General features: G+C 43.1%; 23 protein-coding genes, 1 tRNA gene and 2 pseudogenes. 7 read left to right on the top strand and 19 right to left on the bottom strand.

All coding sequences use genetic code 11. The features are described 5' to 3' along the window. Window positions 1-3 precede the first annotated feature (3 nt). Complete coding sequence (queE, locus tag GZN30_RS03470) at window positions 4-669, bottom strand: 7-carboxy-7-deazaguanine synthase QueE (RefSeq protein ID WP_075651016.1); 666 nt, start codon at window positions 667-669, stop codon at window positions 4-6. Further along, on the bottom strand, window positions 653-2,974 hold the full coding sequence (gene dpdA / locus GZN30_RS21350) for a tRNA-guanine transglycosylase DpdA (RefSeq protein WP_197739794.1): 2,322 nt from the start codon (window positions 2,972-2,974) through the stop codon (window positions 653-655). Before dpdA (GZN30_RS21350) ends, queE begins: the two co-directional genes overlap by 17 nt. Window positions 2,975-3,074: 100 nt before the next feature. On the opposite strand from dpdA (GZN30_RS21350), the gene GZN30_RS03455 reads away from it, so the two are divergent. The 3 genes from GZN30_RS03455 to GZN30_RS03445 are packed head-to-tail and all read left to right on the top strand — an operon-like array spanning window position 3,075 to window position 6,646. Beyond that, on the top strand, window positions 3,075-4,013 hold the full coding sequence (locus GZN30_RS03455; protein ID WP_075647976.1) for a DUF6884 domain-containing protein: 939 nt from the start codon (window positions 3,075-3,077) through the stop codon (window positions 4,011-4,013). After that, window positions 4,010-5,425, top strand: a complete 1,416-nt coding sequence (dpdA, locus tag GZN30_RS03450; protein ID WP_075647977.1) for a tRNA-guanine transglycosylase DpdA — start codon at window positions 4,010-4,012, stop codon at window positions 5,423-5,425. Before GZN30_RS03455 ends, dpdA (GZN30_RS03450) begins: the two co-directional genes overlap by 4 nt. Window positions 5,426-5,428: 3 nt before the next feature. After that, the gene (locus GZN30_RS03445) at window positions 5,429-6,646 is read left to right on the top strand and encodes a DGQHR domain-containing protein (protein ID WP_075647978.1); all 1,218 of its coding nucleotides are present in this window, start codon (window positions 5,429-5,431) and stop codon (window positions 6,644-6,646) included. Between the two features lie 68 nt (window positions 6,647-6,714). Here GZN30_RS03445 and GZN30_RS03440 read toward each other — a convergent pair whose 3' ends face one another. Next, the gene (locus tag GZN30_RS03440; protein WP_075647979.1) at window positions 6,715-6,954 is read right to left on the bottom strand and encodes a hypothetical protein; all 240 of its coding nucleotides are present in this window, start codon (window positions 6,952-6,954) and stop codon (window positions 6,715-6,717) included. Between the two features lie 166 nt (window positions 6,955-7,120). On the opposite strand from GZN30_RS03440, the gene GZN30_RS03435 reads away from it, so the two are divergent. Further along, window positions 7,121-7,999, top strand: coding sequence for a 6-pyruvoyl trahydropterin synthase family protein (locus GZN30_RS03435; protein ID WP_075647980.1), 879 nt, complete (start codon window positions 7,121-7,123; stop codon window positions 7,997-7,999). A 95-nt stretch (window positions 8,000-8,094) separates the two neighbouring features. Here GZN30_RS03435 and GZN30_RS03430 read toward each other — a convergent pair. After that, window positions 8,095-8,585: pseudogene (locus GZN30_RS03430) on the bottom strand (integrase core domain-containing protein); the annotation flags it as partial. A gap of 27 nt (window positions 8,586-8,612) precedes the next feature. Beyond that, the gene (locus GZN30_RS03425) at window positions 8,613-10,205 is read right to left on the bottom strand and encodes a DUF4145 domain-containing protein (protein ID WP_075647981.1); all 1,593 of its coding nucleotides are present in this window, start codon (window positions 10,203-10,205) and stop codon (window positions 8,613-8,615) included. Window positions 10,206-10,302: 97 nt separating this feature from the next. Between GZN30_RS03425 and GZN30_RS03420 the strand changes: the two genes are divergently transcribed. Continuing rightward, window positions 10,303-11,313 carry a helix-turn-helix transcriptional regulator gene (locus GZN30_RS03420; protein ID WP_075647982.1) on the top strand — a complete coding sequence of 337 codons (1,011 nt, stop codon included), beginning with the start codon at window positions 10,303-10,305 and terminating at the stop codon, window positions 11,311-11,313. A 55-nt stretch (window positions 11,314-11,368) separates the two neighbouring features. On the opposite strand, the gene GZN30_RS03415 is transcribed toward GZN30_RS03420, so the two are convergent. Further along, window positions 11,369-11,968 (bottom strand): hypothetical protein, encoded by a 600-nt coding sequence (locus tag GZN30_RS03415; protein ID WP_075647983.1) that lies wholly within the window; start codon window positions 11,966-11,968, stop codon window positions 11,369-11,371. A gap of 171 nt (window positions 11,969-12,139) precedes the next feature. Continuing rightward, window positions 12,140-12,580: pseudogene (locus GZN30_RS03410) on the bottom strand (alpha-hydroxyketone-type quorum-sensing autoinducer synthase); the annotation flags it as partial. Between the two features lie 108 nt (window positions 12,581-12,688). On the opposite strand from GZN30_RS03410, the gene GZN30_RS03405 reads away from it, so the two are divergent. Continuing rightward, window positions 12,689-14,326 carry a hypothetical protein gene (locus GZN30_RS03405; RefSeq protein WP_075647984.1) on the top strand — a complete coding sequence of 546 codons (1,638 nt, stop codon included), beginning with the start codon at window positions 12,689-12,691 and terminating at the stop codon, window positions 14,324-14,326. A gap of 360 nt (window positions 14,327-14,686) precedes the next feature. Here GZN30_RS03405 and GZN30_RS03400 read toward each other — a convergent pair. The 3 genes from GZN30_RS03400 to GZN30_RS03390 form a co-directional block, all read right to left on the bottom strand. Next, window positions 14,687-14,774, bottom strand: a tRNA-Ser gene (locus tag GZN30_RS03400). A gap of 120 nt (window positions 14,775-14,894) precedes the next feature. Next, window positions 14,895-15,395 (bottom strand): L-alanine exporter AlaE, encoded by a 501-nt coding sequence (locus GZN30_RS03395; RefSeq protein WP_075647985.1) that lies wholly within the window; start codon window positions 15,393-15,395, stop codon window positions 14,895-14,897. Between the two features lie 234 nt (window positions 15,396-15,629). Then, on the bottom strand, window positions 15,630-18,041 hold the full coding sequence (locus GZN30_RS03390; protein WP_075647986.1) for a hybrid sensor histidine kinase/response regulator: 2,412 nt from the start codon (window positions 18,039-18,041) through the stop codon (window positions 15,630-15,632). Window positions 18,042-18,167: 126 nt separating this feature from the next. On the opposite strand from GZN30_RS03390, the gene GZN30_RS03385 reads away from it, so the two are divergent. After that, a complete protein-coding gene (locus GZN30_RS03385) occupies window positions 18,168-18,740 on the top strand; it encodes a UPF0149 family protein (protein WP_075647987.1) in 573 nt (190 codons plus the stop codon). A gap of 120 nt (window positions 18,741-18,860) precedes the next feature. Here GZN30_RS03385 and GZN30_RS03380 read toward each other — a convergent pair whose 3' ends face one another. From GZN30_RS03380 to ybgC, 9 genes are all read right to left on the bottom strand, one after another. After that, window positions 18,861-19,895 (bottom strand): potassium channel protein, encoded by a 1,035-nt coding sequence (locus tag GZN30_RS03380; protein ID WP_075647988.1) that lies wholly within the window; start codon window positions 19,893-19,895, stop codon window positions 18,861-18,863. Between the two features lie 173 nt (window positions 19,896-20,068). Further along, a complete protein-coding gene (gene nadA, locus GZN30_RS03375; protein WP_075647989.1) occupies window positions 20,069-21,130 on the bottom strand; it encodes a quinolinate synthase NadA in 1,062 nt (353 codons plus the stop codon). 157 nt (window positions 21,131-21,287) lie between these two features. After that, window positions 21,288-22,052 (bottom strand): tol-pal system protein YbgF, encoded by a 765-nt coding sequence (ybgF, locus tag GZN30_RS03370; RefSeq protein WP_075647990.1) that lies wholly within the window; start codon window positions 22,050-22,052, stop codon window positions 21,288-21,290. A gap of 15 nt (window positions 22,053-22,067) precedes the next feature. Then, complete coding sequence (gene pal, locus GZN30_RS03365) at window positions 22,068-22,583, bottom strand: peptidoglycan-associated lipoprotein Pal (protein WP_075647991.1); 516 nt, start codon at window positions 22,581-22,583, stop codon at window positions 22,068-22,070. 34 nt (window positions 22,584-22,617) lie between these two features. Continuing rightward, the gene (gene tolB, locus GZN30_RS03360) at window positions 22,618-23,970 is read right to left on the bottom strand and encodes a Tol-Pal system beta propeller repeat protein TolB (protein ID WP_075647992.1); all 1,353 of its coding nucleotides are present in this window, start codon (window positions 23,968-23,970) and stop codon (window positions 22,618-22,620) included. A 15-nt stretch (window positions 23,971-23,985) separates the two neighbouring features. Continuing rightward, window positions 23,986-25,092 (bottom strand): cell envelope integrity protein TolA, encoded by a 1,107-nt coding sequence (tolA, locus tag GZN30_RS03355; RefSeq protein ID WP_075647993.1) that lies wholly within the window; start codon window positions 25,090-25,092, stop codon window positions 23,986-23,988. Between the two features lie 13 nt (window positions 25,093-25,105). Further along, complete coding sequence (tolR, locus tag GZN30_RS03350) at window positions 25,106-25,549, bottom strand: protein TolR (RefSeq protein ID WP_075647994.1); 444 nt, start codon at window positions 25,547-25,549, stop codon at window positions 25,106-25,108. A gap of 3 nt (window positions 25,550-25,552) precedes the next feature. Further along, a complete protein-coding gene (gene tolQ, locus GZN30_RS03345) occupies window positions 25,553-26,236 on the bottom strand; it encodes a protein TolQ (protein ID WP_075647995.1) in 684 nt (227 codons plus the stop codon). Beyond that, window positions 26,226-26,690, bottom strand: coding sequence for a tol-pal system-associated acyl-CoA thioesterase (gene ybgC, locus GZN30_RS03340; RefSeq protein WP_375732246.1), 465 nt, complete (start codon window positions 26,688-26,690; stop codon window positions 26,226-26,228). The genes tolQ and ybgC overlap by 11 nt, the downstream gene beginning before the upstream one ends. Window positions 26,691-26,810: the final 120 nt, after the last annotated feature.

Below are 26,810 nucleotides of genomic sequence, written 5' to 3'. Positions count from 1 at the left end.
CTCCTAAGCAATTTGTAGGTATTTGTGTGTTTGAATAGACAAACGCCAATTGTTTACAATGCAGTGATGTATACACAACTCAGTGGCTCTATCTTTTTGACTAATCGGCTGCAAAGCAACAACGACATCGTCCCGAGTAGAGTGCTCTTCTAGCATACGTTTGAGGTTCTCAATATCTTTCTCGGTTCCTACTGGATGCTTAATTTCATTAGCACGCCCAACCGCAGAACCAAGCACTTTAAAACCGCCCTTCATATTGACCTTCGGAGATACTGTTACCCATGTTGCTTCCGACGTTTTGACCTCAAATGTACCGCTAGTCTCAATCTGACACGAGAAACCTTCTTGTTCCAACTTCATAGTCAAAGCGGTCAGGTCATACATACATGGTTCTCCGCCTGTAATCACAACATGTTTGGCGGTCCATGTTTGTTTAAAATACTCAATTAACTCAGATGCACTCGTATTAGACCAAAGTGAGGAATCCTGCTGTTTGGTCACGATTTCAGTCAAACTTACCTCATTGCTTAGTTCCACATCCCAAGTATGCTTTGTATCACACCATGCACATCCTACTGGGCATCCTTGCAAACGAAGAAAAATGGAAGGGACGCCTGTATATACCCCTTCACCCTGAATTGTTTCAAATATTTCATTGACTTTTAACAAGTACAACCTCTCTTTCTTGTAAGTCGTATAAACGCACCAGATAGTCCGTTACTAAGCTAATATCTTGCGATAAATTTTGGATTTGATTCCATTTTTTCACTATAGGTTGCCCGTCAGGGTCTAAGCCAAAATCCCAAAAGCCCGAACTCCAGTTACAAAATGGTTTCAATCTTTCGAGCTTTTTCTTTGCACATTCACAAAACGATATTTCACTATCATCTATGTCAAATGTGTAAAATATCTCATCAAATAACTGGCCAAGAGCAACTATCCCTGCCCCGTGAAAAAGCCTAGAGTCTTTAGGCTTCTTCCCCCAATCATTTGAAAAAACACTTTTTACGGCTCTAAAATAATCAAAGAGCAGGCTGAGCATTTTAGCACAATCTTCAGGCTCGCATGTTTCTTGTGCCCTATCACTAAACGCGTACAAAGCCCCCTCTCGCAAACTGTTATCAATCATTTTCATCAGTGAATTATCAGCAATAATACCTGTGGGATTGGTAATAAGCTTAACCAAGCCATAAAGTGGAGAGTCTGCTTGATAATTAAGCAACTGAACAATTAGTGATGGTAACTTACGTCTGGTTAACTCTTGATTAAAGAAACCGTTCGCATGAGGAAGCAACTCATAGATTAAGCTTTTCGACAAGGGTTTCGCTGAGTTGATCAACAAAAACTGCTGTCGCTCAAACTCCTCATCATCATTAATAAACACACATACTGGTAGGTAAAAATCTTGCCTTCCTGACAACCGCAATGCTGCTATTCTTTGCTGGCCATCAACAATCAAAGCGCTTCTCGCCCGCTCAGGAATGGTTAATTCAAATAAATCATCGGCTATCCATTTACACTCTACATCACTATTTAAACTCATAATTATTGAGTTAGGGATAATCGCACCCTCAGAGTCAATATAGTCAGCTATATTACTGATATGGTTACGAACCTCTGTTCTTTGGTAACCTTTGAGTTCATGTTCGTCACGCATTACCCGAGTGATTGTTGATATTGCTTCTATTTCCTTTAAGTTCATATTGAGTTGGAAAAGTTCAACCTCACTGCTTTGCTGTATTCTCAACGCTTTTTTTTTATCATATATCCCTACCAAATTTTTATAGAAATCCTGCAAGTTATGAAATGCCCTTCGTTTATTCCTTTCAGTCCCACGAAAGACAACCACCTCAATACCAATATCGCGACAAATATTGCAACCACAACTCTCCCAGGGGCGTGCTTCCAAAGTACGCTTATATTCAAACTCAAGAGCATGTTTTCGACCAAAAACTAAATGTTCATAATCCTGTACGGCAGATAATGTTTCACCCAAGCCCAATTGGCGTAAACCATACAATCTAATCGCTTCAAGAGCCGTATACTCCAATTTTCGAACCAAATCTTGGCTGATTCTTCCAGAAGATATCAACTGCTTTACTTTATTGTTTGCAAATGACTGTGGTAAACGTATCGCGCAAAAAGACTCGCCATTTAATCGAAAATTACGCTTTTCACTGAGGAAAGACTGCTTTAAAGGTGTCGTACTGTCTACACTAATCACACCGCGCTTCGCAACGTACGGCAAAATATCGACTCGCCCGATGCCAAGCAAATGAATGCCATAATGCCCCGGCACCTGATAATGAATTTCATCCAACAAGTTACAAATCTGCGTTGAGTCTAAAGTAACTATTCCGCCAATAGTGATATGCTTGTAACCCATAGATTTCAACGATCGAACTGATTCGATGTAACTATCTAAGTCCCAACCTTGAGCCACCCCGTACGGCACAAATGAATACTCACTCTTTCTGGCTAAAAGCTCTTCTGCATTGTTTAGAGATATCTCAACTCGCGTTTCATTTTTTATTTGAACATCATCTGGTAAATGGCACTTACGATCGTTATACCCCACTATCACATGGTCTAAAGAAACGCCACTATCAACTTTTGACTTAACGTAAAAGTCGATCAAGTCGTCCGTTGTATACGGTGGTGTATCTTCACTGATATATGAAAAAGCACCGCTATCACCCATAACTAAATAGTTGTCATCAAACCGGAAGAATCGATGGGCACCCTCTCGATACAACCTGTATTTCTGTCCTTTTGTGTACCGAGTTCTATCTGTTCTTCCAGGCAAACCCTCAACAATTGACTTTGAAATTAAGATACCATCATAAGGGCGAGGTAGTAGATGATGAGCGTACACATCGTCGCGCTGAATGACTCGCAAAGGTTTGTGCTTCTCAGTTTCAAAATTAAAATTCGGATCGACGAAGTCTTGGCTATCTGGAAAAAAGTACTTCATATTCACCTCCTGATGAAACTAAGCATATACGAAGTTTCCTCTTTCAGCTAGACTCCCTTAGTAAGAAAAAGACGACGATTAAAACTCTAATGGTAATTGCATGAGCCAAATACACTTACTAATTCCTTGTACAGCCAGAAAGACTTTAGATGTTCCACTCGCTATGAATATCAAAGAACATGTTTCTGACTCAATACAAGAAACTCTAACTAACTGGCAGACAGCGTTCTCTGAGCAACAAACTAATAAAGTACAAGCCAGGGATTTATACGCAGGACAAGCATTTTCTAGTCTCAGAGCACTTGCTGATAAAATGGGGCTCTCTCTAAAGATTCTTTCGGCTGGATTTGGCTTAATTGACGGCACAATTGAGTTACCGAGTTACAATGCCACCTTTGCGCCTAACGTGAACCGCGTTCCTACACCGAAAAAACTATGGTGGAATGCCGTAAGCAGTTCTGCTCTTCCAAGTTCATCAATAGTCGAAACCTTCTCAAGGCATAAAAGTGACTACTTTATTATCGTTGCAAGCAATGAGTATCTACAAGCGATACAAGATGACTTAGTAGAGACCCTCCGTACTTTCTCAAATGCGTCTAATCAAATGGCTATCATCGCGACATCCATTCCATCAACATTAATAGAGTATTCTTCGTGCTTCGTTCAATGCTCAAGTGCTGTGTTAAGACATTCTACATCCATTAAACCTGGACTAAGCCTTACAAATAGGCATATTACCGCAATAGCATCACACTTGTTTTTAAGTAAATTAGATCTTACAAATCCAAACTTCAATGATACTATCTGCGTCCTAAATGAAGAGTTCGCGAAGCTAACCCACAAAACTAGAGTTGATAGACCGAAACAAACAGATAAGTTCATAATAGAGTTCATTGAAACTCAGATACTTACTGATGGAAAACGACAATTACCTGTAGCACAAGCACACAAGCGACTTCGAGATGCTGGCTATGCATGTGAAGATAAGCGATTCTCGAATCTCTACAAACAAGTTAAATCAGAAAAAGGTTTATCGTGACTAAGTTCCGTTTCTACTTTCCAGACAACAAAGACTTTGTCGACCCAAACTTTGATGGTCGTGACAACAGTCGAACTAAATATCATCGTGCATATGATGATGACCACTACCCACATGAGATCCTAACGGAACTTCCATTTGATGGAATGCTAATTTCTTTAGCGGGTGTTGGCACAATGCAAAAGCGTGGCAAGTACTACGAGCAAGAACTGACTGAAGACTTTTACTTCCTCGGCGCACGCGAATTTCTGCGTCTAAATAAATCGAAGTTTCAAGACGTAAAGCTAATGGGTGACTGTGGAGCGTTTGACTATCACGCAGAAAAAGAGCCTCCATTTACAGTAGAAGAACTTATTGAGTTTTATGACCGTGGTGGTTTTGACTACGGCATCTCACTCGACCACATTGTTTTCCCATACTTTAAAAACGAAGAAGCAAAAGACGAGTTCGTCAAAAACAATGGTTCACATGTATTCCATGAGTTAATACAAGAAAGCGAACGTCGCATCAAAATTACGTTAGATAATGCTGAGACCTTCTTGGAAAAGTCACAAGGTTATTCATTCGAAGCCTACGGTGTTGCTCATGGCTACGATAAAACCTCATTTATTCGCTCAGTAAAAGAGCTTCAAGAGATTGGATACCGAAGAATAACTATCGGAGGTATGATCAAAGCTAAAACTGACGAAATTCTTGATTTACTTGAGAGCCTAAATCAAGTTCGCCATCCAGATACTGAATTCCATTTACTAGGCATTTGCCGTTTTGACAATATTCCAGCCTATGTAAAGGCGGGGGTAACTAGTGCAGATAGTACATCCCCTCTTATGCAAGGACTTAAAGGTGGTAAGTACTACTCACTTTCAGAAGAAACTGAGAAAGCCAAAGTTGAAGAATCATTAATGATTCGAGCAAGACAATGTGATCACAAAAATGTTCAAGATCATATTGAAAAATATCGTGACGAGTTACATAACCATATCCGAACGATGGGTCAAAACAATGAGTACGATATCGATCTGTCCAATACTGCACTATCAGTCAATGAATGCGTAAAGCGTCTAGAACTAGATTGCCTTAAAAAGTTGCAACAATATGATGAAACGGCGCTTGATCTTGAAGGTACAGTCAAAGCACTAATTGCTTACGAGAAAGTAACAAATGAAGCATATCTCCCTTCAAAAATGACGCCATCGAAACTTACGGCGTTAAGTCGTGGAGAAGTCAAATACCGGAACTTTCTTGAGGAACGCAAGTGGCGTCAATGTACTTGTGGTATTTGTAAAGGTGGATTGATGAACATTATTTTCCGTTCAAATCAGTCAAATCGCCGCCGTGGTATCCATAACCTAGCGATAGTTACTAAGCACAAAAATCGTGTAATTAGATCACTTGAGACAATAGTGAAGTAATCCATGTCAGAAGTATTAAGAATTAAAGTTATTCAAGAGGTAGTAAATGGTGTAACTGTTTACACTGGTTGGATAGAAGGAAAAAAAGTTCGCGACGTTGCTAAAATTGTGCATATTACTCGTGAAGGTGAGTATATACATGGCTACCAACGTAGTGAACTACCAAAGCATATTGAGTCCATTACCGACTACGTTGAGTCAAAAAACTCTACAATTTTGGCTAACTTGGTTATTGGTTTTAATGAGTCAGTAAAATTCGAGCCTATCGCTGAAGGCTCTGAATTTGGTCATTTAGTTGTCCCTTATGATCCTGAGCTTCCATCAAGTGAACTCCCTGGTGCAATTGTAGATGGTCAACAACGTTCTGGCGGTGTTAAAAATAGTCATCATGAGAGTTACCCTCTTCCGGTGTCTATCTTCATCTCAGAAAACGAATCTGACTACATCCAGCAATTTCTAATCTTGAATTTAGGTAAACCACTGACATCTGTGCAATTGAATGCGCTAGCCCTTTATGATGATATTTATAAACCACCAGCGTTAGCAGAAAAAGCGTTCCCGCTTTCTATGTGTGAAGAGTTAGGTTTCCGCAATGCCGACTCACCTCTCTACGGTTTAATTAAGTCAAATGGGAACAAAGATGGCATGATAGCCGAGTCATCTATCACTGAGTTTGTTACAAACGTACAGCGACAACTTCTAAGTGTCGTGGGCGTTCGCGTATATCAAGAACTAGATGACGTTACTCGCGCGCAGTTTATTCAGGTAATCAAAAATTTCTGGAGTGCTGTTGCTACGGTTTTTGTTGACGATTGGGCAAAGAAATCTCGTGATATGAAGCGTACTTACATCACTCACGGTACCTCTATCATCGGTTTTTCATACTTATGTCGCCACATGTTGCGAGTGTTCTTAACGCCTGCAAAGAATGTGAATAACGAATCTATTTTGAGCTCTGAATTACCATCCCCGGCATTTTTTATTAAAGAGTTATCTATTATAAAGGATGACTGCCACTTTAGTAGTGAGCACTGGGAATTGGGTTTGCTGAAAACTAATCAAAAAGATGAAAATGGCGATGACCTGACGATCAAATATACACGCCGTTGGAATGATTTCCAAAATACAACATCAGAAAAACAATTGTTTGCAACAAACATTCTTCGTATTTACGAAGTGAATAAAGGTTGGCGTGAAGATTACGATATCTACATCGACTAAAACAATCACCACCGCCATAGGCGGTGGTTTAAGCTAGACAAAAAAGAGAAGTAAACCTTCTCTTTTTATTATTCTAATTCATCGATCAACTCAAACACCAACGCTAAACGCTCATATTTGCATAATGTAACTAACTCTCGCAACTCTTGGGGATTTAACAGGTTATTTTGTGCCTTATTTTTAAGCTCAGCCCACTTAGGTGAGTTACTCTCAGGAGCGATCTGCCCACTTGATACCCCTATTAGAAACGGGGTTAACTCGAACTCAAGTAGACGCGTGCACAAAATAGTTAGTTTACTAGACTCCATTTACATACCTCTGTCCTACTGGAAACATAATAACTCATTCAACAAATTTAACATCAAACCAGATACAAAGTAACTTCATATGTAGTGAACACGACTAACTAAAATACGATCTATGCTGTGCTGTTTGATATAATGTTGGGTAACTAACACTTTAAAGGATTTGGATGTGAACCTTTTTGTTCGAGATCTCACCGTTATAGACTCTTCTTACCTATGTGATAAACGTGGAATGGTAGGTGAGAGTTGGATTTTAGATATAAGCCTATCTGGTGAACTTAACGAGATGAGTATGGTGCTGGATTTCGGTCAAGTAAAAAAACAAATCAAGCAATTAGTTGATAATCATGTTGACCACAAACTATTAGTGCCAACTAAAAGCAAACAAGTATGCGTCACCAGTACACAACAAGGATACTCAGCCGTCGACCTGATCCGCGGAGAGCAAGGTATTCACTTACATTGCCCAGATGAAGCGCTTTGCTTAGTAGATGCTAATAGAATTACTATTTCTAGTGTTATCAAGCACCTCTACGCTATACTCAAAGCACATCTACCACAGAATGTGAATGACCTAGAATTAACTTTGAGAACTGAAAATATCGATGGTGCTTTCTACCATTACTCGCATGGTTTGAAGAAACACGACGGTAACTGCCAGCGCATTGCTCACGGACACCGTTCTCCAATTGAACTGATTGTGGATGGTGCACGTGATTCACAACTAGAAGCGCAGTTTGCCTCTCGCTGGCGAGACATTTATCTTGGTTCAAAAGAAGATCAAACAACTATTGCCGATCTTTCAATGAATACTCGCAGCACTGGAATCAGCGATGATACTCACTACGCTTTCAAATACACAGCCCCACAAGGTCAATTCGAACTTGCTATTGCAAAAAATGAAACCGAAGTGCTCGAATCTGACACCACCATCGAGTTACTCGTCAATTACATCGCCGATGAAGTAAAAAAAGAACTAAAAAATGAGCAACATTTAAAAGTAGTTGCTTATGAAGGTGTCGGTAAAGGTGCGATCGCAGTTAGATAAAAGAAAAGACGCTCTAATTATCTGAATAATATGAACTAGTTCAGACCTAATCTGACAGTCATCCCCCTTTCGACTCGGTGCCTGTCAGATTATCTCTAGGCTAGATTATTTTCAGCCCAGATTGATTTCCCATCCTCTAATGTCTCTATAGGCGTTCTACCACAGTACATTTTTCCTTGATGAGTACAATGATTGTTGTAGTAGTCCATTCGTCCAAATCTTTCTGTATCTCTTCCATTGAAGCATATAGTTTCGTTCTCAATGTTACTTGGAAGAACTCATTCAATATGCTCTTGTAGAAGCGCTCACAGATGCCATTTGTCTGTGGCGACATCGTTTTGGTGTGGTCGATATTATTGATGGCTAGATAGAGTTGATAGTCGTGTAGTCCAACGCGACCACAGTATTCAGTGCCTGGGTCGGTTAAGATTCTGAGCATAGGTAGCGCGTGAGTCTCGAAGAACGGTAGGACTTTGTCATTGAGAATATCTGCTGCCGTGGTTGCTGTTTTGGTTGTGTAAAGCTTAACGAAAGCCACTTTGTTATAGGTATCAACGAACGTCTGCTGATAGATGCGTCCAACACCGATGACTCAATTATTATTAAATTAGGTTCACTTGCGCTTTACTTTCTTTACCATCTTACGCTTACGTTTATTCTTCAGTTTTTGTGCTGCATCTTTCTGCATTTTCCCCTGAGAAGTAAAGCCAACTTTTTTCAGCACGGCTTTACCCTCTGCGCTGTTTACGAAGCGTCGAGCCTCAGCGTGCCCTGCATCTGCGGCTTCTTTTAACAAGGTAGGAATTGGCTTGGGCGTTTTCACGCCCGCACGTAGTTTGAACTTCTCTGCCGCGATAACCAACGCATGTTTTACGATTGAATACTTTACATCTGCAACTCCTAACTCATCTGACGCTTGTTTTAATGCGTCGTGATAGATGTCTAACATCAAATCATAATGCGCTGGATCTTCGGCAATTTGTTTAAATAGAAGCAGTTCAACCTCTAAATAGGTTGGCATGCATGGGTACTCATCGACCATTTTCTTTCGCGCACTTTGGGTATCCGATACTTTGTTAACCGTTAGTTCAACGTAAGATTGGAAGAAACCGACTGCTGGCGCACGGCGAGCCTGTGCGGTGACTAACGAAGAACGTAATGCTTTTAGCGCACTTTCCGTTTGCTCTGCTTCAAAAGCCTTCAGTTTGCATGCAACATCAGCAGTAAATGCTTCGGGCACACGATGTTCTAAAGCAAGTTCCAACCACTCACTTTGTTGAACTTTTGTTTTAAATGCTCGACTCAGCTCAGATGATAACGCTGGGTGGTAGCCTTGCTCGGCAGCCTGGCGAATATAGTTTACGCCAAGTTTATGCTCTTCTCGTTCAATCAAGTAAGAACCAAACTCAAATGCAGCCTCGCCCGATTGATCTATATTCAACGCCTGCTTAAAACACAGTTTCGCATCGCGTGAACTTTCTTCTTGCAGCAACTTATTTGCATAACACTTTGCTAAAAGTAACCAACTCTGTTCATGCCCTAAGCGATGTGTTTTTTCAAGCCAGTATGTTAAATCAGCCTGCTTATCAAGATAATGCTCTTTTCGCCACCAGCGTGTGTCACCCACTTGCTGACTCATTTCTAACAGTTCATTATAGAATCGAGTTGCAAGGTAGAAGCTCGCTTCTTTTGAGCCTTTAAGTGCATCGGCAACAAATAAACTCAGTTCACAAGAGTTTGGCTCTTGCCACGTATAAGTACACCGTGCTGGAGTTCCTAAAACCATTTGTCCAACATAATGAGCAATCTCATACAGACTATTCATGTGTTTTTGCATGCGTGCGCGAGAAATCGAAAGTTTCGCAATATAGGCACCATTCACTTCTGTCATGTGTACTGAGCGATTGCCGTCATATCGCAAATGATTCATCTCATCGATCACCCATTCATCAACACGTTGCGACGCTTGAAGCATCTTAATTTTGTTCGCAAGATCACCATGAACAGGTGGGCGCAATTTAAACTGCTTACCCAACTCGTGGCATGCTAATTCAACAAATAGGCGCATTTTTGCTAAGCTCGACTGAGGGTCGGTGAAGTAATAACGCTCTGCTAATACTGCTTGGTTATACAACTCCTCTAGACCATCTTTAAGAAAAGAGAAGTTGTCTTGGGTATTATTCTCAAAGTGTGGTTGAACATGCATTTTAAAGCGTTCCTATTTGCTGACTATGAACGCTATACTAACCATGAAGGCGACAATTATTGTCGCCTTTAGTTGTTCTTTTTTCACAGGCTAATTCATGAGTTTACAAATACAACGTTATCAAAAAGTCCTAGAATCAATTCCCTGCTATCCAGAAAGAATCTCCAGCTTGGAGATTAAAGAACGATTACAATCATCTGGACTATTGAGTACCAAAGCGGATGAGAAAAGCCAACTACGTACAGTTCAGCGTTGTATCAATGCTGTTGTTGCAGATCATGTCAGTATAGAAATAGATGATTCCAGCAGACCTTACACATACCAGATCGCCAGTGGGCATCGTCACCCCATCAAGCCTGATGGCATGTCTTCAGTTGTCTCTTTACAAGTCATTGAAAAAGAAATTAAGTCGATGCTTCCACCTACCTTGCGCGGTGATGTCGATTCAATTTTTTCATCACTTAAGCAAGTTAATACCAAACAAACCAAACTGTGGAGTGAACGATTCTGCTATTTCCAAAGCGAATACCCTTTGATTGCACCGTCAGTAGGCAATGAGTTCTTCAAGTTAATCGAAGAAGCACTACTAAACAAAAAAGATATCGCATTTACTTACCAAAAACGCGGAGCTAACGAGCCAAGTAATTACACCTCTACTCCACTGGGTTTATTTTTATATGGCAACAGCTTTTATTTGGTCGGGCTTGTCCCTGGAAAGCTCGACGATATTCGGACTTATGCTCTACACCGAATTCATAGCCTAAAACTCACTTACAGTAGTACCAAAATTCTGGATATATTTGATGTTCGATCCTATGTACAGCAGAACGCTCGCCACTTTTCTGGCGGAAATATGCATAAAGTGACCTTACGAATAGAGAATTACCGCGGCTTGCATTTAATTGAAGAATCCCTACTCTCTAGCCGTCAAACCATTATTGCTCGAGATGACGAGTACACTACGATAACTGCCGACGTAAGAGATAGTCATACATTTGAATGGTGGTTAATGAAGCATGCCAATATTATTGAGGTTATTGCCCCATCAGCGCTTCGAGATAAAATTATCGATAACCTCAAAGTAGGCTTAAGCTTGTATGGCATTTAGTCTAACGTAGCTTAAACCATGGTTGACGCACTGATTCACCCCTAATATCGAGTCATTAGAAGAGGCTGAGATCATACGTAACCGTTTCTAGCCTATCCGAGCATTGATCCGCTGTTGGCGCATCAGGGTTCCAAATATGTTTTACGACCTGTAACTGATTCCCTTGGACATTAGCAGATTCAAAACAAGGTACCCATGTTTGACTTAACTTGGTTAAAACACTGACTATCTGGTCATCTGACTCGCCAAAATCAAAGCGAACCTGCTTGGCTTCTAACCGATATAAACCAATGTATCCCGAGTGCAACACAGCAAACACATCATGCTCAGTTTTGCCTAACACTTCGTATTGGAAACTGAAGTTCTCGTCATTGGTGTTCGAGGAATAAGAGTTTGCACCTCGCGAAGTTATACTATAGTCGCGTCCCTCAAACGCAAGATTGCTCTCTTGGCAGCTATCAAGAATAACCGAGCGAAGAATAATGCCATACTTAGACGACTCACTCGGCCAAGCCTGCAGTAAATTGACACATTTAGGGTTGATGATGCTGCCCTTATAAACAAAGCCGTGATCAATAGCGGCAAGCGTCTCTCCATCTTGCGCAATTGCAAAGCTACTCAAGCCTATCGCCATTAATACAATAAGTTTCTTCATGTAGACCTCTCTACGACTATAAGTTTGAATAGCACCGAAATACCGTAAGATTAATGATTTGTAAACTGTTAAAAAAACGCTACCGCTCAGATCAGGAAAATGTCAGTGTTCTATATTTTCCTAATCTCCTTAATTCTTGGGAACGAAGGACAGCCATGGTTACTAAGTATGCTATGACGCGAACTCTAACTCAGGATGATTAAACGCTTCTTGGCACGCTGATAACACACGATCGATATCAGAAGCGGTTAAATCTGCATTTATGGAAAAACGAATGATGTTGTTGTATTTCCCGGTAACTGGGCGACAAAACACAGCGCCAAACACTCCTCGTTGTTCCAAGAAATCACGCACTCGTTCAGTATTCCTCTCACTGCCACATTCTAGAGCGATAATCTGTGACTCACTCTGGATGCGAAAACCAATATTCCTCAACCCTGATGCTATTGCCTCTGCATTTTTAAACAGTTTTACTCGCCTAGCATCCGCTCCTTTAATCACCTCTAACGTTTTCTCTAAACGCACAAGTTCTTGAGGTAATACGGTTGAGCTAAATATCGCGGGATAAGCAACAAATGGTAACGTCTTAGCCAGTTTAGCCGGGCCTAATATGTCACAAGCGCAAACCGCCAAATTCAAAAGGAAGTAGAGTTTTTCACTGCATATTAGTAATATTGCGCCTCGAAAATCATTTCGTTTACAAAATTAAAGAATATAAATATGAAAATCACAAAAACATTGGTGGCTAGCCTAATTACTTTATCTCTATCTGGTTGCGGATCAGACAGCGAAAGCCGTGTGACCAACCTAGCTTCTAACCACGTTAAAGCTGACGGTGCGGCTACACTAAACATCGTTGAAAATTTCGAAGATACTATCTTTGACAAAGATAATCTTCTTTACACAACACTTACACTACGCTCAGTTCAAGGTGGTTTCCTAATTACTCCGAACAAGCCAAACGGCACAGATTTCAGTAACAATGAACGTAATATTGAAATCCAAAAGCTTAAAAACGCTCGTACCATCATTGCTGATCTCGATGTTTCAGATGAAACAAAAGAAAAGTACTTTGATTTCATTGATTACTACACTGACTTGTACGAAAAGAATCAGGCTTATGAAAATGGACTAACCAAAGATCACATCGAATCTCTAGTGTATAAGAAATACCCAGAGATTAAAGATTATGTAGAGTTCCAAGAAAACCTTTGGGGTGAATCACGTTATGAAAAGAACCGTGAATCTTACGAACAAGTGGTCGCTGCACTAAAAGAAAGAGATAGTGCGTACCAAGAACTGCATGATGAATTTTCGAAAGTTGGTCGAGAGCTTCATATCACCCGATCTGAACCTCAGCAGAAACGATTTGAAGCTTTCAACAAGCCATTTGGTGAAAAACTAACGTCTGATTTTAACTACGGATTCGGCATCAGTTCAGGTTTCACACTAACGCCTATGAATGCAGATGGTACGTGTCCAGACATCAAAGTAATGGACCAACACGATAATGTGATTAAAAGTTTGCCAACTAACAAACAGCTTCATGGAAACCGTTGCTACACATTCACTTATGTCGGTGATCACGTCACCGTTGACGAATACCTTACACCAGAGGTTTACGACAAACTGTTCGACTTAGAAGAGGATTTGGTGGCAGCGGGTATTAAGCATTACAAAGCGGCAGAACAGCTGAAATCAGCAGAGAAAGAGTTTGCTCAAGCGAGAACTAAGCATAAGCGTGAAAGTCGCCCAACGAGAGAAGATCGCATCAAGATGAATGCATTTGATTATAATGACAAGACACGTGCATTTGCTCGAAACTCTGATGTACGTACTTTGTTTTTAGTTGAAACAAATGAGTTTGGCTTACCACTCCATGCTCGTGGCACTGAAGAAGCATATCGCTTTGTAAAAGCAATGGATGGCGTGCTTGAAGAGCTTTCGTTTAACCCTGAGAAATACTTCGCTAAACACCCAGAAGCAAGAGGTCTTTTCAGCGACAAGGGTATTTATGAATTGTTGAATGAGAATGCGGAGCGAATCCTAGCGTCAGCAACAAAAATTGAAGTTGGCGAAGATGGTGGTACTAGCATCAAAGAAGGCGAATACCTCAACATTCCAAAAGTGCTTGTAACCCCAATCGAGGGTGGTCGTTCAGTTTACTCAACAGTAGGCGAAGCTGTGAAAACACCGTCTCTAACTGATGAGAGCGAAGAGATTACACTCGCAGCTAAGACGCCAACAGCATTAGTGGAAAGCGTATTAACAACCGTAAATGAATACAACACATACTCTATGCCAAGAGGCTCATTTAACACTGTATTAAATGTAGAAAGAATGGCAGTTAACCAATAACACAACGTGGTCAATACATCAAAAACCTGCTTCGGCAGGTTTTTTTTATCTATCAAACTATGATGACATATTGAAAGTATGCGCTTGATGACACTACGGGGTGAGATTACTAATATCTAATATTTTCAGACCGTACCAATCCGTGAACGATTCAAGTTGACCATTACAATATGTTCCGCTGTTAGAAATATTCCAACGAAAAGAGTAAATACCAGTACGACTTTGCACCAGATACATGCATTCCCGACAAGATGGGTTGTGAGAAGATTGATGTGCCATTGTGCGCTCCATTGGGCCCTCTGGCAGCTCACTAGGCTTTAGATATGAAAAAAGGTCTGATAAATCAGACCTCTTAGAATGTGGCGGTGAGTGAGAGATTCGAACTCTCGATACGTTGCCGTATACACACTTTCCAGGCGTGCTCCTTCAGCCACTCGGACAACTCACCGAATCAAATTGTGGTTAACGATGTTCGCTAACGAGGCGCTAATTTAATGATTCTAGGGGGTTAGGTCAAGAGCTAAGCCCAAAAAATCCCATTTAGCGCGTTTGATTGGTTACGTTGTGGCTAATCTGCTGCTGGTTTGTCCACTAATACTTCAGGAACAGCGTCTTGAATCACTTCTTGTACGTAGTAACCCGGTACTTTAAACCAACGGCGGCATGTATCAAGAAAATGACCATATAGCACACCCATCACACATGAAACAACCGCATTAGAAGCGACTGCCGTTGCAATCTGCTCAAGGTTCGCCCCTACCACCAGCAAAATACAAGCGTAAACCGGTGATTGGAATAATACGTAAGCACTTAGATCAGAGATGTTCTTCATTAGATGAGATGGCGAGATTCGACCGCCCATGCGCAACATAAAATCTCTAAACACGCCATAAGGCCATGCTATCGCGATATTCACTGGGATAGATAAGGTACGCGACGCTAAAGACTGCTCAAACGTCATACCTGAAATAAATATCTCAATAATCATGCCAGTAACAAAACAAAACACGACCATAGCAAAAGTGTCTGCTAATGCATTTCGAATACTGAATGAACCACGGATTTTCATTACCACCTCAACATATAATTCTGCTGAAACAACATTTTAACAACATCAATATCTAGTCTTTTTGAAATAACTAGCAATTGGCGCTATTAGAACACTAAATAAGCAGAATTAGATTCCATATTTTATATTGCAAGGTGGATAAATCACTGTTTTTAGAACGAAAAGCAGCTAAAGCCACTACCATGACTTTAGCTGTTTATTAGAAGGTTCGGTGTTTATAAATTACTCAGTAAATTACGCGTCTTTTAGCAAAACTGTCAATACATCAAGCTCTTGTTGGGAAGGGAGTTGTTTGTCTTTAACCAGCGGTGCCAGTAGGGCTCCGGCATCACTTTCTGCGTCGTGGTTAAAGTAGCGGTATATGTTAGTCAGTATCTGGTGCGCTTCATCTGGCTTTTGGTCTTCCACGGCAATATAGAGCGAAACTAACTGCTCTTCAGCATTGAAAGGTGCTGCTGATTGTAGATCTTGTAGTGATTTATACTGATAGAGCTTATCTGAATGACGATAAAGCATATCGTCGAGTTCTTTCTCATCAATCGGTTTAGAGACGATGCCATCCACACCGGCAGCGCGCATGCGCTCTTGCGTCTCTTTAAATAGGTCAGCAGTACAACCAAAAATGAGTGTATTGGCAACGCTCGTTCGCAGCGCTCTAATCTCTTGTGTCGCAGTAATGCCATCTTTTACTGGCATATGGTTATCCATCATGATCAGATCAAATTGGCTAGCTTGAACGGCTTCTACCGCTTGCTCACCATCTGCCACGCAATGGCATTCAAAGCCTTTGGCTGACATAAAGCTCTTAATTATGATGGTGTTGGTGCGGTTATCTTCCACAATCAGCGCTTTGAGTCCTTTGTAGTTGAGCTTTCTATGCTCACTGTTTTCAGCTTGCTTAGGTTCGCACACTTCCATCTCAAGAAGCACATCAAATGTGGTGCCTTTGCCAAGCTCACTCTGCACTGAAACATCACCATCCATCAATTCACTGATCTGTTTAACTATCGCCAGCCCCAGTCCTGTACCACCAAATCGGCGCGTGGTTGAGGATTCAGCCTGCACAAACGGTCTAAAGATCTTCTCTAGTGCGGATTTATCTATCCCTACCCCAGAATCTGTCACTTTGATATTCAGGCAATTACGACCATCCATCTCAATTTCATCAAAGCTGATTTTGACAAAGCCTTGCGAGGTAAATTTGACGGCGTTATTAAGCAAGTTAAACAAGATCTGACGCAAGCGCGCTTTATCGGAGGTGTACCAACGCAAATTATTCACGTTGTTTTCAATCTCAAACTTAAGCCCTTTTTCAGCGCATAAGGTGTGATAAACACTATTAATACTGCCAATGATTGATTGGAGTGGAAACGGTGCTTTTTCTAGCTCTAAATGCCCTTGCTCAATTTTAGAAAAGTCTAAAATCTCATTGAGCAGCATCATCATGTGGTCGCCCGAGTCATAAAGCGTTTTCAAATGCTTGCGTTGCTCGTGGGTGAGATCGGTTTTGAGTAGAATTTGTGCGGTACCTAAAACCCCATTCATCGGGGTGCGCACTTCGTGGGAAATCGTCGCAAGGAATGCACTCTTGGCGTGCATAGAAGCGAGCGCTTTTTTCTTCTCTTGTTCTAAGAACACGGTCTTTTGATTAAACACATCGATGAGGTGTTTAATTTCGTCATCATTTTTATAGTCAAGGTTGATTAAGCCGCCATGCTTGGAGTCATCGACTTCACGGGCAATCTGTGAAATAGGGTCAATCAGCGAGCGGTTAATTACAACATAGCCCACCAATACGCACAGTAACATTATAGGTACAATGCCCATCTCAACTTTGGTGACCAAATCATAAGCTTGGTCGGCAACCAATCTGTCGGCATTCACCACATCAATCGTCCAGCCAAAATCACCAAACTGATGTTCGCTGATGTAGATCCCCTCAACCACCTTGAAGTTGTGCTCAATCACCACTTCCCCTTCGCTGTCTCGGATCAAGATACCCAAATCATACTGCTCAGAGTTAAGTTTGATAAATTCGACTAAGCTCTCGAGAGAGAGATCGACAGTAGCAACGCCGGCAAACTGGTTATCGACATAGTAAGGAGAGGATGCAGTAATCATCTGCACGTGAGTAAAAGGGTCTATATACACCGAGGACCAAGCAACGGTACCCAGTGGTTTATTGACAACATCGGTGTACCATGGCTCACCATCGTAGCCGCCTGTGGCGGGGTTGTCCCAAGAGTAAATGCGGTCTATCGCGCCGTCTTCGGCTCGGTTAAAAAATTGGCTTTTGTAAGGGCTGTTTTCATCATTGAGATCTGCCTTGGGCCATAAGCCGCCGCTTACGGCAGCACCATCGATTAGGCTAAAGAGGTTACGTAGAATGTCCGCCTGTAGCTCAGGAGCCTCACCGGTATTACCAATACTAACAATACTTTGCAGCACGCCCAGCGGGCTCTCTAATGACGCCTCAATCTCGCTAGAGATAATTTTTGAACGCGTGTCGAGATTACGGATCAGCTGCTCGCGAATTGGTGGTTCCATAACCAAATAGCTCACCGTGCCGACTATCGTGACGACAAAAACCATGTAGAGAGTCAGTGCAAAAATACTTTGTCGTTTTAGAGATGAACTCGTAGCCATAACCAACTGAATTTTTGATGTTTATAAGAAATTATAGTTAATAGAATCCAACCGCAAACTATTTTTGTTAACAATGGACTGTTACTATACCTCTATCCAAATATTAAAAACTTAATGGTATTGATTTTGACTTTACAAGAAATCCTTTCACAGCCAGAACTTGAAGGTAAGCTAATTAATGAAGCGAAGACTCACGGCTTCGTGACTGCAATGGCTGCTGCGCCTCATACGCTTGACCCACACGAGTGGCTACCATTCCTATGGGGTGGTGAAGAAGTGGCACCATTTAGCGATGGTGAACAGCTAGAGTGTTACATCGAGCAAGTGATTGGTCTTTGGAACCAATACCGCCCAGCACTAATGGGCAACCAATGGCAATGGCCTGAAGGTTGTGCGCTGGATGAAGAAGAGATCGTGACAGCTGAAGCGCGTGACTTCTGTGAAGGTCTACTGCAAGGCTGGCAGCTATCTCGTGATGATTGGGAAGCAATCATGCCTGAAGATAGCCAAGACAATGCGCTGCTTGGCGGTGTGCTATTGTCACTGACAATGCTTTACGATCCAGAAACGTCTATCGCGACGCTAGCAGAGCAAGGTATTGAAGGCTTAGAGCAGTTTGAAGAGATCTTCAACGCGATGCCAACCATGCTATGCGGTCTAACCATGCGCGGCATGCAGCTAGTCGAAGCTGGCGAGTAAGCTTTGTAGTTAGGCTAGTAGATACGAAAGGCTTCACGACAGTGAGGCCTTTTTTGTATGTGTTGGAGTAATGAAGAGCGAGATTCCTGACCACGCCTACGGCTATCAGGAATGACAACACTAACTAATTTTCCCCCACTCAAACTGATCAATGCGCTCATCGGCAATATAGAACAATTTATTTCCAGGCTTAATGACCGCATCCAGATCCGGGTTTAACTCAATACTGCCCTCGCCTTCAACCGCAATTAACGTCGCTTGATGGTGCTTTTTCATAAACAAGAACACCTTCTCTACCGAAACCTCTAGTGCCGCAGCCGGATAGTAGGTCGAATATTGCGTCATTCCCCGAGTTGATGCCAACAGCTCTTGGTGCAAGGCACTTGAGCCTGGGTCTACGGCCGCTTTGGCGATCATCTCAGCCCCGACGGCAGGAATACATTCTGCATTCGGGCAATGCTGGCTTAACAGCGCGCTCAGGGCCTCATCTTTAAAGTAGGCGACCAGATGCGCTTGGGCGTTAATATTGGCGCAGTAGAGCGCCGCTGAGAGCGTTATATCGTCTTCAAGGTTATCGACAATAATACAACTCGCCGCCTCAATACGGGCATTTTGCATCTCTTGCGCATCGGTGTAGCTGCTGACTTTTACAAAGCCGATCTCACCTGGAAGCGGGTTTTCAATATCCGAACGGGTACAGAGTACGATTGGTCGGTTGCCCTCTTCTTCATGCTGCAACATACGAATGAGATGCAAAGTTCGTTGACCATTCCAACCTAAGAGTAAAATGTGGTTATCTGTATTCACTTTTCTTTTCCCTAATACGCCAGCACGCCAATATTCCACAACATTCGACGCTAATCGCCCCAAGATCGAAGCAAACAACGCCAAGCCACCCGGAATCACAAATAGCACGACCACCCACTTGCCCATATCGCTGGCTGGCGAGTAATCGCCATAACCGACAGTGGAAGCCGTCACCATGAGGTAATAAATAAAGTTGGAGAAGTTATCGGTGAGATCAGATTCGCCAGCAGCGCGCAATAACAGCCATGACAGTGCGATATACACCAGTGTCAGCAGCGCAAGGTTGCGCCCGCTGAGAGTAAACAGTGTCGCGTGCAATTTACGCTTTAGGTATAGCCATAAACCCATATACCATCCCTAGTGGTTATCTGTCTTAATCCTATCTTCTATCGATAATTGTAAGCAAAGTTCACCGCAAAATGCCAAACATGCACAAATCACTGCGATCTCAAAAGCAAAAAAGACAAAAAAGCCAGCATAGTGCTGGCTTAGAAATTGGATATTGACTCTAAGGTAGGCGTTTAAGCGTTACCTTTCACTTGCATATTAAGCTGCTCGGCAAAATCAAGCATGCGGTTCAGTGGGATAAGAGATTTAACACGTAGCTCGTCATCAACGAAGATTTCATGCTGTTCGCCACCTTCAGTTAGTGCCGCTTCAATCGCTTGTAGACCGTTCATCGCCATCCAAGGGCAATGTGCACAGCTACGGCACGTTGCGCCCGCACCAGCGGTTGGCGCTTCAATCAACTCTTTCTCTGGCACAAGTTGCTGCATCTTAAAGAAGATGCCTTTGTCTGTTGCAACAATCATTTGTTGCTGTGGTAGCTCTTTTGCCGCTTTGATCAATTGGCTAGTTGAACCTACCGCATCCGCCAGTTCTACAACGCTTGCTGGTGATTCAGGGTGCACAAGAATCGCCGCATCTGGGTAAAGCCCCTTCATCTTACGCAGTGCATCAGCTGAGAACTCATCGTGTACGATACACTCGCCTTGCCACAGTAGCATGTCTGCGCCAGTTTTGTTGGCAATATACGAACCAAGGTGACGGTCAGGACCCCAGATAATTGGCTTATCTTCGCTATCTAGGTGCTCAACAATTTCAAGCGCAATACTTGAGGTAACTACCCAGTCAGCACGAGCTTTAACCGCTGCTGAAGTGTTCGCGTAAACCACGACCGTGTGATCAGGGTGCGCATCACAGAATTCAGTAAACTTATCGGCTGGGCAGCCAAGGTCTAGAGAACACTCTGCTTCTAGTGTTGGCATTAGAATGCGTTTTTCTGGAGTAAGAATCTTGGCTGATTCACCCATAAAACGCACGCCAGCGATAATCAAAGTGCTAGCAGGATGGCGGTTACCAAACTTCGCCATTTCCAATGAGTCACCAACAAAACCGCCTGTCTCTTCAGCCAGAGCTTGGATCTCAGGATCGGTGTAGTAGTGAGCGATAAGTACAGCGTCTTTTTCTTTCAGTAGACGCTTGATCGCCTCAATATGAGTGCGCTTCTCTTCTTCGCTTAATTTTTTTGGTTTAGGAGGAAAAGGGTAAACTGTATCGATTTTATCTAGAATGTGACTCATTGCCTTGCTCTACGCAACTTCCGTTAGTCCGAGTATTGTAACTCCGATCGACATCAAGAATCAAAGAGCTTTGGCTTATACCAAAGTCGTTAGGTGCGTAACAAAGCAGCAGATAGAAAAAGAGGTGCACATGGCACCTCTTTCGATTGATTGGATTTTATTTCAGCTTTTCTTGCGCAATATTCGCAGAAGCACTGCCTGGGTATTCTGTTACCACTTGTTGGTAATACTTCTTCGCCTGTTCGGCATTATTATTGCGCTCAGCGATGTCGCCTAACTTCACTAGGGCATCGGCACGCTTGTTAGAATCTTTGTAGGTAATAACCGCAGCAAAGCTCTTAACCGCCTCTTTATCTTGCTTCTTAGCAAAATAAAGCTGACCTAGCCAGTAATGAGAATTCGGCGTAAAGCTTGAATCTGGAAAATCTTTTTGGAACTGAACAAAGGCTGCAATTGCGCCTGTGTAGTCGCGCTTTTTAAGGATAAGATCAACCGCGTTTTGGTATGCTGTCTGTTCATCCACATTGCTACTAAACGTCCCTTCAGGCTCGCTCTCTTTCGCAGGTGTTTCAACAGGCACAACCGCCGTTGCTTTTTCTTGGCGCACTTTATCTAATTCGATAAACAGTTCACGTTGACGCTGCAACATCTGCTGCATGTCGTAGTTATTTTTTTCAATTTGACCACGAAGTTCGCTGATCTCAAGAGCCATTGAGTCTAGTTGTTGCTGCATTTGCAACTGAACACGGTTACGGTTCTCTAGAAGGCGCTCTAGACGTTGAATATCGGTCTCGTTTGAGTATGAGCGGGAGCTACTGGTACTGCCACCAATATCAGATACTGGGGCTGGTGCAGCGAACGCTAGGTTCGCTGCACTTGCCAGTAACGTAAGCGAGATGATGTGCTTTATGTTACTGAACATGAGGTCTTCCTCAAATTAGTACACTAGAACTGCGCGGCGGTTCTTAGCGTATGCTTCGTCAGATTGACCTAGCACTAGAGGCTTCTCTTCACCGTAGCTAACGATAGCGATTTGGTCAGCCTGTACACCTAGTGCTTGTAGGTACATAGATACTGCTTGTGCACGACGCTCACCTAGGGCGATGTTGTACTCAGGAGTACCACGCTCATCCGCGTGACCTTCGATCGTTACTTTAAGCGCAGGGTTAGATGTTAGGTATGCAGCGTGAAGCGCTAGAACTTTTTCGTAGTCGCTAGAGATGGTTGCATTGTCAAACGCGAAGTAAATTGTTGACGCTTGCATTACTTGATCTTTTAGCTCTTGCTCAGCTAGCTGACCGTTTTGATCGATCGGCGTTGTAACTGTAGTCGATGAACCGTTGTTAGTTTCTGAGCCAGATGCATTTGCTGCATCGTCGCTTGAACTACACGCAGTAACCGCTAGAACTGGTAGTGCAATTAGTAGCCCTTTAAGAACTTTATTAAGTTGCATTGCTATGTTTTCCTTACTTATTGATACTTACTTGCTACAAAAACGGTGACCACGCTGGTGCACGGACGCGACCATTTGTTGCGGGTAATCGAGCTTTAAATCGCCCATCTATTGAGACCATCGAAAGAACGTTAGTCTTGTTGTAGATCGAGCTATAAATAACCATTCCACCATTTGGTGCAATACTTGGAGATTCATCCAACAATGTTTTGGTTAAAATTTCTACTGTACCGGTCTCTAAATCTTGCTTCGCCAGATTAAAGCCAGTATTGCTTCGATTCACCATCACCAAAAAACGACCGTCAGGCGTAATTTGACCACCGAGGTTTTGACTGCCCTGCCAAGTTATACGGCTGGTGTCACCGTTTGCCAAATTTACTCGATATATCTGAGGTTTACCACCCCGATCGGAAGTGAAAATCAAGGATTTTCCATCCGGATACCAGAAAGGTTCTGTATTATTTGATCTGCCCCGCGTTATCTGAGTCAATTTTCGTGTAGCCAGATCTAGGGTGTAAACCTGTAAACTGCCCGATTTAGATAAAACCAGTGCTAGCTGCTTACCGTCAGGCGAGAATTTTGGCGCACCATTATGACGTGGGTATGACGTCACTTTCTCACTTTGACCGGTATAAATGTTCATAATGAAGATTTCAGCTTGACCATTTTGGAAGCTAACATACGCCAGTTGTTGACCATCTGGAGACCAAGATGGCGACATCAATGGCTGCTTCGAACGCAATACCAAACGCTCGTTATAACCGTCGTAATCTGCAACGCGCAGCTGGTAAGGGTATGAATCTTTGTCATTGACAACCACGTACGCGATACGAGTTAAGAATGCTCCACGCTCACCCGTCAGTTGCTCGTAAACCAAATCTGAAATGCGGTGGGCATATTCACGTAAACGGTTCTTAGGCACTGTCGCGCGCTTATTGAATAGTAGGTGGTCTTTTGATAGAACTAATTCACCATCACTGCCTAATGCACGGCTTTGACCTTTAGTTAACTGACCGCGAACTACATCCACCAATTGGTAGTTGATCACGTAGTCGCCTTTGGCATCTTGCGTGATGCTACCCGTAAGTAGTGAATCGACGCCCAAACTGGTCCAAGCATCGAAGTTAACTTCGGCTTCACTGTAAGGGGTCTGTGGCATTTTACTGGTTGCCACTGGGCTGAATTTGCCGCTGCGCTGTAAATCTGAAGCAATCACCGCTGACACATCTTGCGGCAAGGGTGCTGCGCCTTCCCATTTAAAAGGAACGATAGCAATCGGGCGAGCCGAGTCGATACCGTCGGTGATGACCAATTCCAGCGCCGCGTTGGCTACTTGAACGGTACTAGAGATAATAAGTGCTAGTCCTAATATAAGTCGCTTTAACACAAGCTAATCCTTTAATTACAGTTCAACGGTTAAATTGATGTTTTTCAGTTTGTTTACCACATCCGCCTCTTTAGGCAGCGGGAAACTCGGTACTTGAGCGACGGCGCGCTTAGTTGCCGCACATACGCGGCTATCACCTTCGAGTATGCTAAAGTCACCTACAATCGCTCCTGATCCGGTTGGGATCAAACGTAAGTTAACTCGACAAGACTTTCCCCGAAAGTAGTCCTCCACTAACAGGTTTTGCTTGATCAGTTGCGTGTAGATCGCACCAAAGCGTGCCACTTCACTATCCACAAATTGACCGCGCGCTGCGCTGTTCTGTTCTGATTCAGATTCTAGCCCGGCAAAGATATCGTTAAGTGCCGCTTCTTGCTCTTTGCGTTCGCGCTCTAGTCGCTGTAAACGCTCTTTCTCTTTACGCGCTTTTTCTGCAGCTTCTTTCGCGGCTTTTTCTTTGGCAATGCGCTCTTTCTCTGCTCGCTCGGCAGCTTCGCGCTCTTTACGTGCCTTTTCTTCAGCCGCTTTTGCTGCTTTTTCACGCTCAATACGTTGCTGCTCGGCTTTCGCAGCCGCTGCCTCTTTCTCGATGCGCTCTTTTTCCGCTTTGGCAATAGCCGCTTCTTTGGCTAAACGCTGCTCTTCAGCTTTACGCACCGCTTCTTCTTTGGCTTTACGCTCTTGCTCTGCTTTTGCTGCACGCGCTTTTTCTTGGCGTACACGCTCTTCTTCTGCTTTGCGCTCTTGCTCTTTCTTCACGCGTTGCTTTTCAGCCTCACGAGCGGCTTTCGCTTCACGCGCTTGTTGCTCTTTGAGCTTACGAATGCGTTCTTCTTCGGCTTTGCGATTCTTCTCAAGCTGCTCGCTTTCACGGCGCAACTTATCTAAGCGATCTTGTTCTTTACGCGCCGCTTCTTCCCGTTGGCTGCGGATTTGTTGCGCTTGTTGGCGCACCAACGCCGGATCAATCACAACAGCTTCAACCATACCCGCCGTTGGGGTTGGCTCCGACATTGTAAAGTCCGTGCCCCAAATCAATGCAGCAACAAGAGCCGCGTGCAGAGCCACCGATATTACTATCGGTTTGCCCATTTTGTTTTTGTTAGGCTTACTGTCTTTCATGAAGCGACTGAACTTATTCCTTGATGTCCGTTAGCAAGCCGACTTTCTCGATACCTGCTTGGCTCAACTCATCCAAAATCAACACAATCTCTGCGTATGGCGTCGCCGCATCACCACCAACTGCCACTGGGGAGTTCGGTTTAAGGCTCAACTCTGCTTTTACACGCACAATCAGATCTTGCAGTGAAATACCACGCATCACTTCTTCATCATTCACGCTCAAACCCAAATTACCATCACGGTCAACTTCAACGATGATAAAGGTAGTGTTGGGATCTTGCGCCATATCTTGCATTGATTCTGCCGCTGCTGTTTTTGGCAGTTCGACTTCAACGCCCTGAGTAACAAATGGTGACGTCACCATAAAGATGATCAGCAGCACCAGCATAACGTCGATATAAGGAACAACGTTAATTTCTGCGGTCATTTTACGCTTTTTAGGTTGATAACCCGCCATGCGTTACTCCCTGCCAGCCATAACTTGACGGTGAAGAATACTGTGGAACTCTTCTGAGAACGTTGCGTAGCTGTGCTCAAGCTTAGAAACTTTGTTGCTCAGGCGGTTGTAAGCCATTACCGCAGGGATTGCCGCGAATAGACCCATTGCAGTCGCGACCAGCGCTTCTGCGATACCCGGTGCCACCATCGCAAGCGTTGCTTGCTTGACTTCACCTAGCGCGATAAAGGCATGCATGATGCCCCAAACCGTACCGAATAGACCGATGTATGGGCTAATAGAGCCAACCGTTGCGAGGAAAGGTAGGCTATTTTCCAATTCATCTACTTCACGCGCAACTGCCACTCGCATTGCGCGACCAGTGCCTTCCATGATGTAGTCTGGAGAATTAGCATTTGATTTACGTAGGCGGGCGAACTCGGTAAAGCCTGAGTAAAAAATCTCTTCTGTACCAGACAGTTCGTCTTTACGTTTTGCGACAGATTGGTAGATCACCGATAGGTCGACACCTGACCAGAATTTGTCTTCAAAAGACTCAGACTCTTTTGCCGCCTGAGACAGCACTTTACTGCGCTTAATGATCATCGCCCAAGAGACGATAGACATGCCAAGTAGGATCAACATCACCATTTTTACCAGCAAGCTTGCTTGCAAAAACAGATCAAGAATTGAGATATCAGCGGTCACTTCGAGAAAACTCCATAAATATTGCGTGAGGGATGGCAGTTGGTCGCATCCTCTCGTTATTGATACATGCTACCTTAACCATTGCTCGGCACAATGTTTTGCCATCAGGATTTACGATCTCCTGACAGAATGTTAACGATGCTTTCTTTAGCTCCGCAATAGAGGTTCTCACCACCAGCTGATCGTCAAGCCTAGCACCCTGTAAAAAATCTATGTCCATATGTCGGACTACAAAACCGATGTTTTGTTCCAAAAGAACCTGCTGCGATACGCCAGCACTGCGCAGCATTTCTGTGCGCGCTCTTTCAAAAAATTTCAAATAGTTTGAGTGATACACCACGCCACCGGCGTCAGTATCTTCATAATAGACAGTGATTGGCCACTCAAATGCTACCTGTACGTTATCCACGTTTACGCCCGATGTTGATGCTATTAGTCCAATACTATAACGCATTCCAATAACTTATGCGCAAGCAGTGTTAAGGGATTTCAGACCTTTGACGTAAAAAAAAACGCCAGTTTAGATAAACTAGCGTTTTTTCAATATCTTCTTGATGAATTTTTGTGCGATTAA

Source organism: Vibrio ponticus (assembly GCF_009938225.1).
Classification (GTDB): Bacteria; Pseudomonadota; Gammaproteobacteria; order Enterobacterales; family Vibrionaceae; genus Vibrio; species Vibrio ponticus.
This window is presented reverse-complemented; position numbering and strand designations above follow the sequence as displayed.

Coding starts and splice junctions, on each gene's coding strand:
- dpdA (WP_197739794.1), bottom strand. CDS start 2,974: ATGAAGTACTTTTTTCCAGATAGCCAAGACTTCGTCGATCCGAATTTT.
- GZN30_RS03455 (WP_075647976.1), top strand. CDS start 3,075: ATGAGCCAAATACACTTACTAATTCCTTGTACAGCCAGAAAGACTTTA.
- GZN30_RS03445 (WP_075647978.1), top strand. CDS start 5,429: ATGTCAGAAGTATTAAGAATTAAAGTTATTCAAGAGGTAGTAAATGGT.
- GZN30_RS03440 (WP_075647979.1), bottom strand. CDS start 6,954: ATGGAGTCTAGTAAACTAACTATTTTGTGCACGCGTCTACTTGAGTTC.
- GZN30_RS03425 (WP_075647981.1), bottom strand. CDS start 10,205: ATGCATGTTCAACCACACTTTGAGAATAATACCCAAGACAACTTCTCT.
- GZN30_RS03420 (WP_075647982.1), top strand. CDS start 10,303: ATGAGTTTACAAATACAACGTTATCAAAAAGTCCTAGAATCAATTCCC.
- GZN30_RS03415 (WP_075647983.1), bottom strand. CDS start 11,968: ATGAAGAAACTTATTGTATTAATGGCGATAGGCTTGAGTAGCTTTGCA.
- GZN30_RS03405 (WP_075647984.1), top strand. CDS start 12,689: ATGAAAATCACAAAAACATTGGTGGCTAGCCTAATTACTTTATCTCTA.
- GZN30_RS03395 (WP_075647985.1), bottom strand. CDS start 15,395: ATGAAAATCCGTGGTTCATTCAGTATTCGAAATGCATTAGCAGACACT.
- GZN30_RS03390 (WP_075647986.1), bottom strand. CDS start 18,041: ATGGCTACGAGTTCATCTCTAAAACGACAAAGTATTTTTGCACTGACT.
- GZN30_RS03380 (WP_075647988.1), bottom strand. CDS start 19,895: ATGGGTTTATGGCTATACCTAAAGCGTAAATTGCACGCGACACTGTTT.
- nadA (WP_075647989.1), bottom strand. CDS start 21,130: ATGAGTCACATTCTAGATAAAATCGATACAGTTTACCCTTTTCCTCCT.
- ybgF (WP_075647990.1), bottom strand. CDS start 22,052: ATGTTCAGTAACATAAAGCACATCATCTCGCTTACGTTACTGGCAAGT.
- pal (WP_075647991.1), bottom strand. CDS start 22,583: ATGCAACTTAATAAAGTTCTTAAAGGGCTACTAATTGCACTACCAGTT.
- tolA (WP_075647993.1), bottom strand. CDS start 25,092: ATGAAAGACAGTAAGCCTAACAAAAACAAAATGGGCAAACCGATAGTA.
- tolR (WP_075647994.1), bottom strand. CDS start 25,549: ATGGCGGGTTATCAACCTAAAAAGCGTAAAATGACCGCAGAAATTAAC.
- ybgC (WP_375732246.1), bottom strand. CDS start 26,690: ATGCGTTATAGTATTGGACTAATAGCATCAACATCGGGCGTAAACGTG.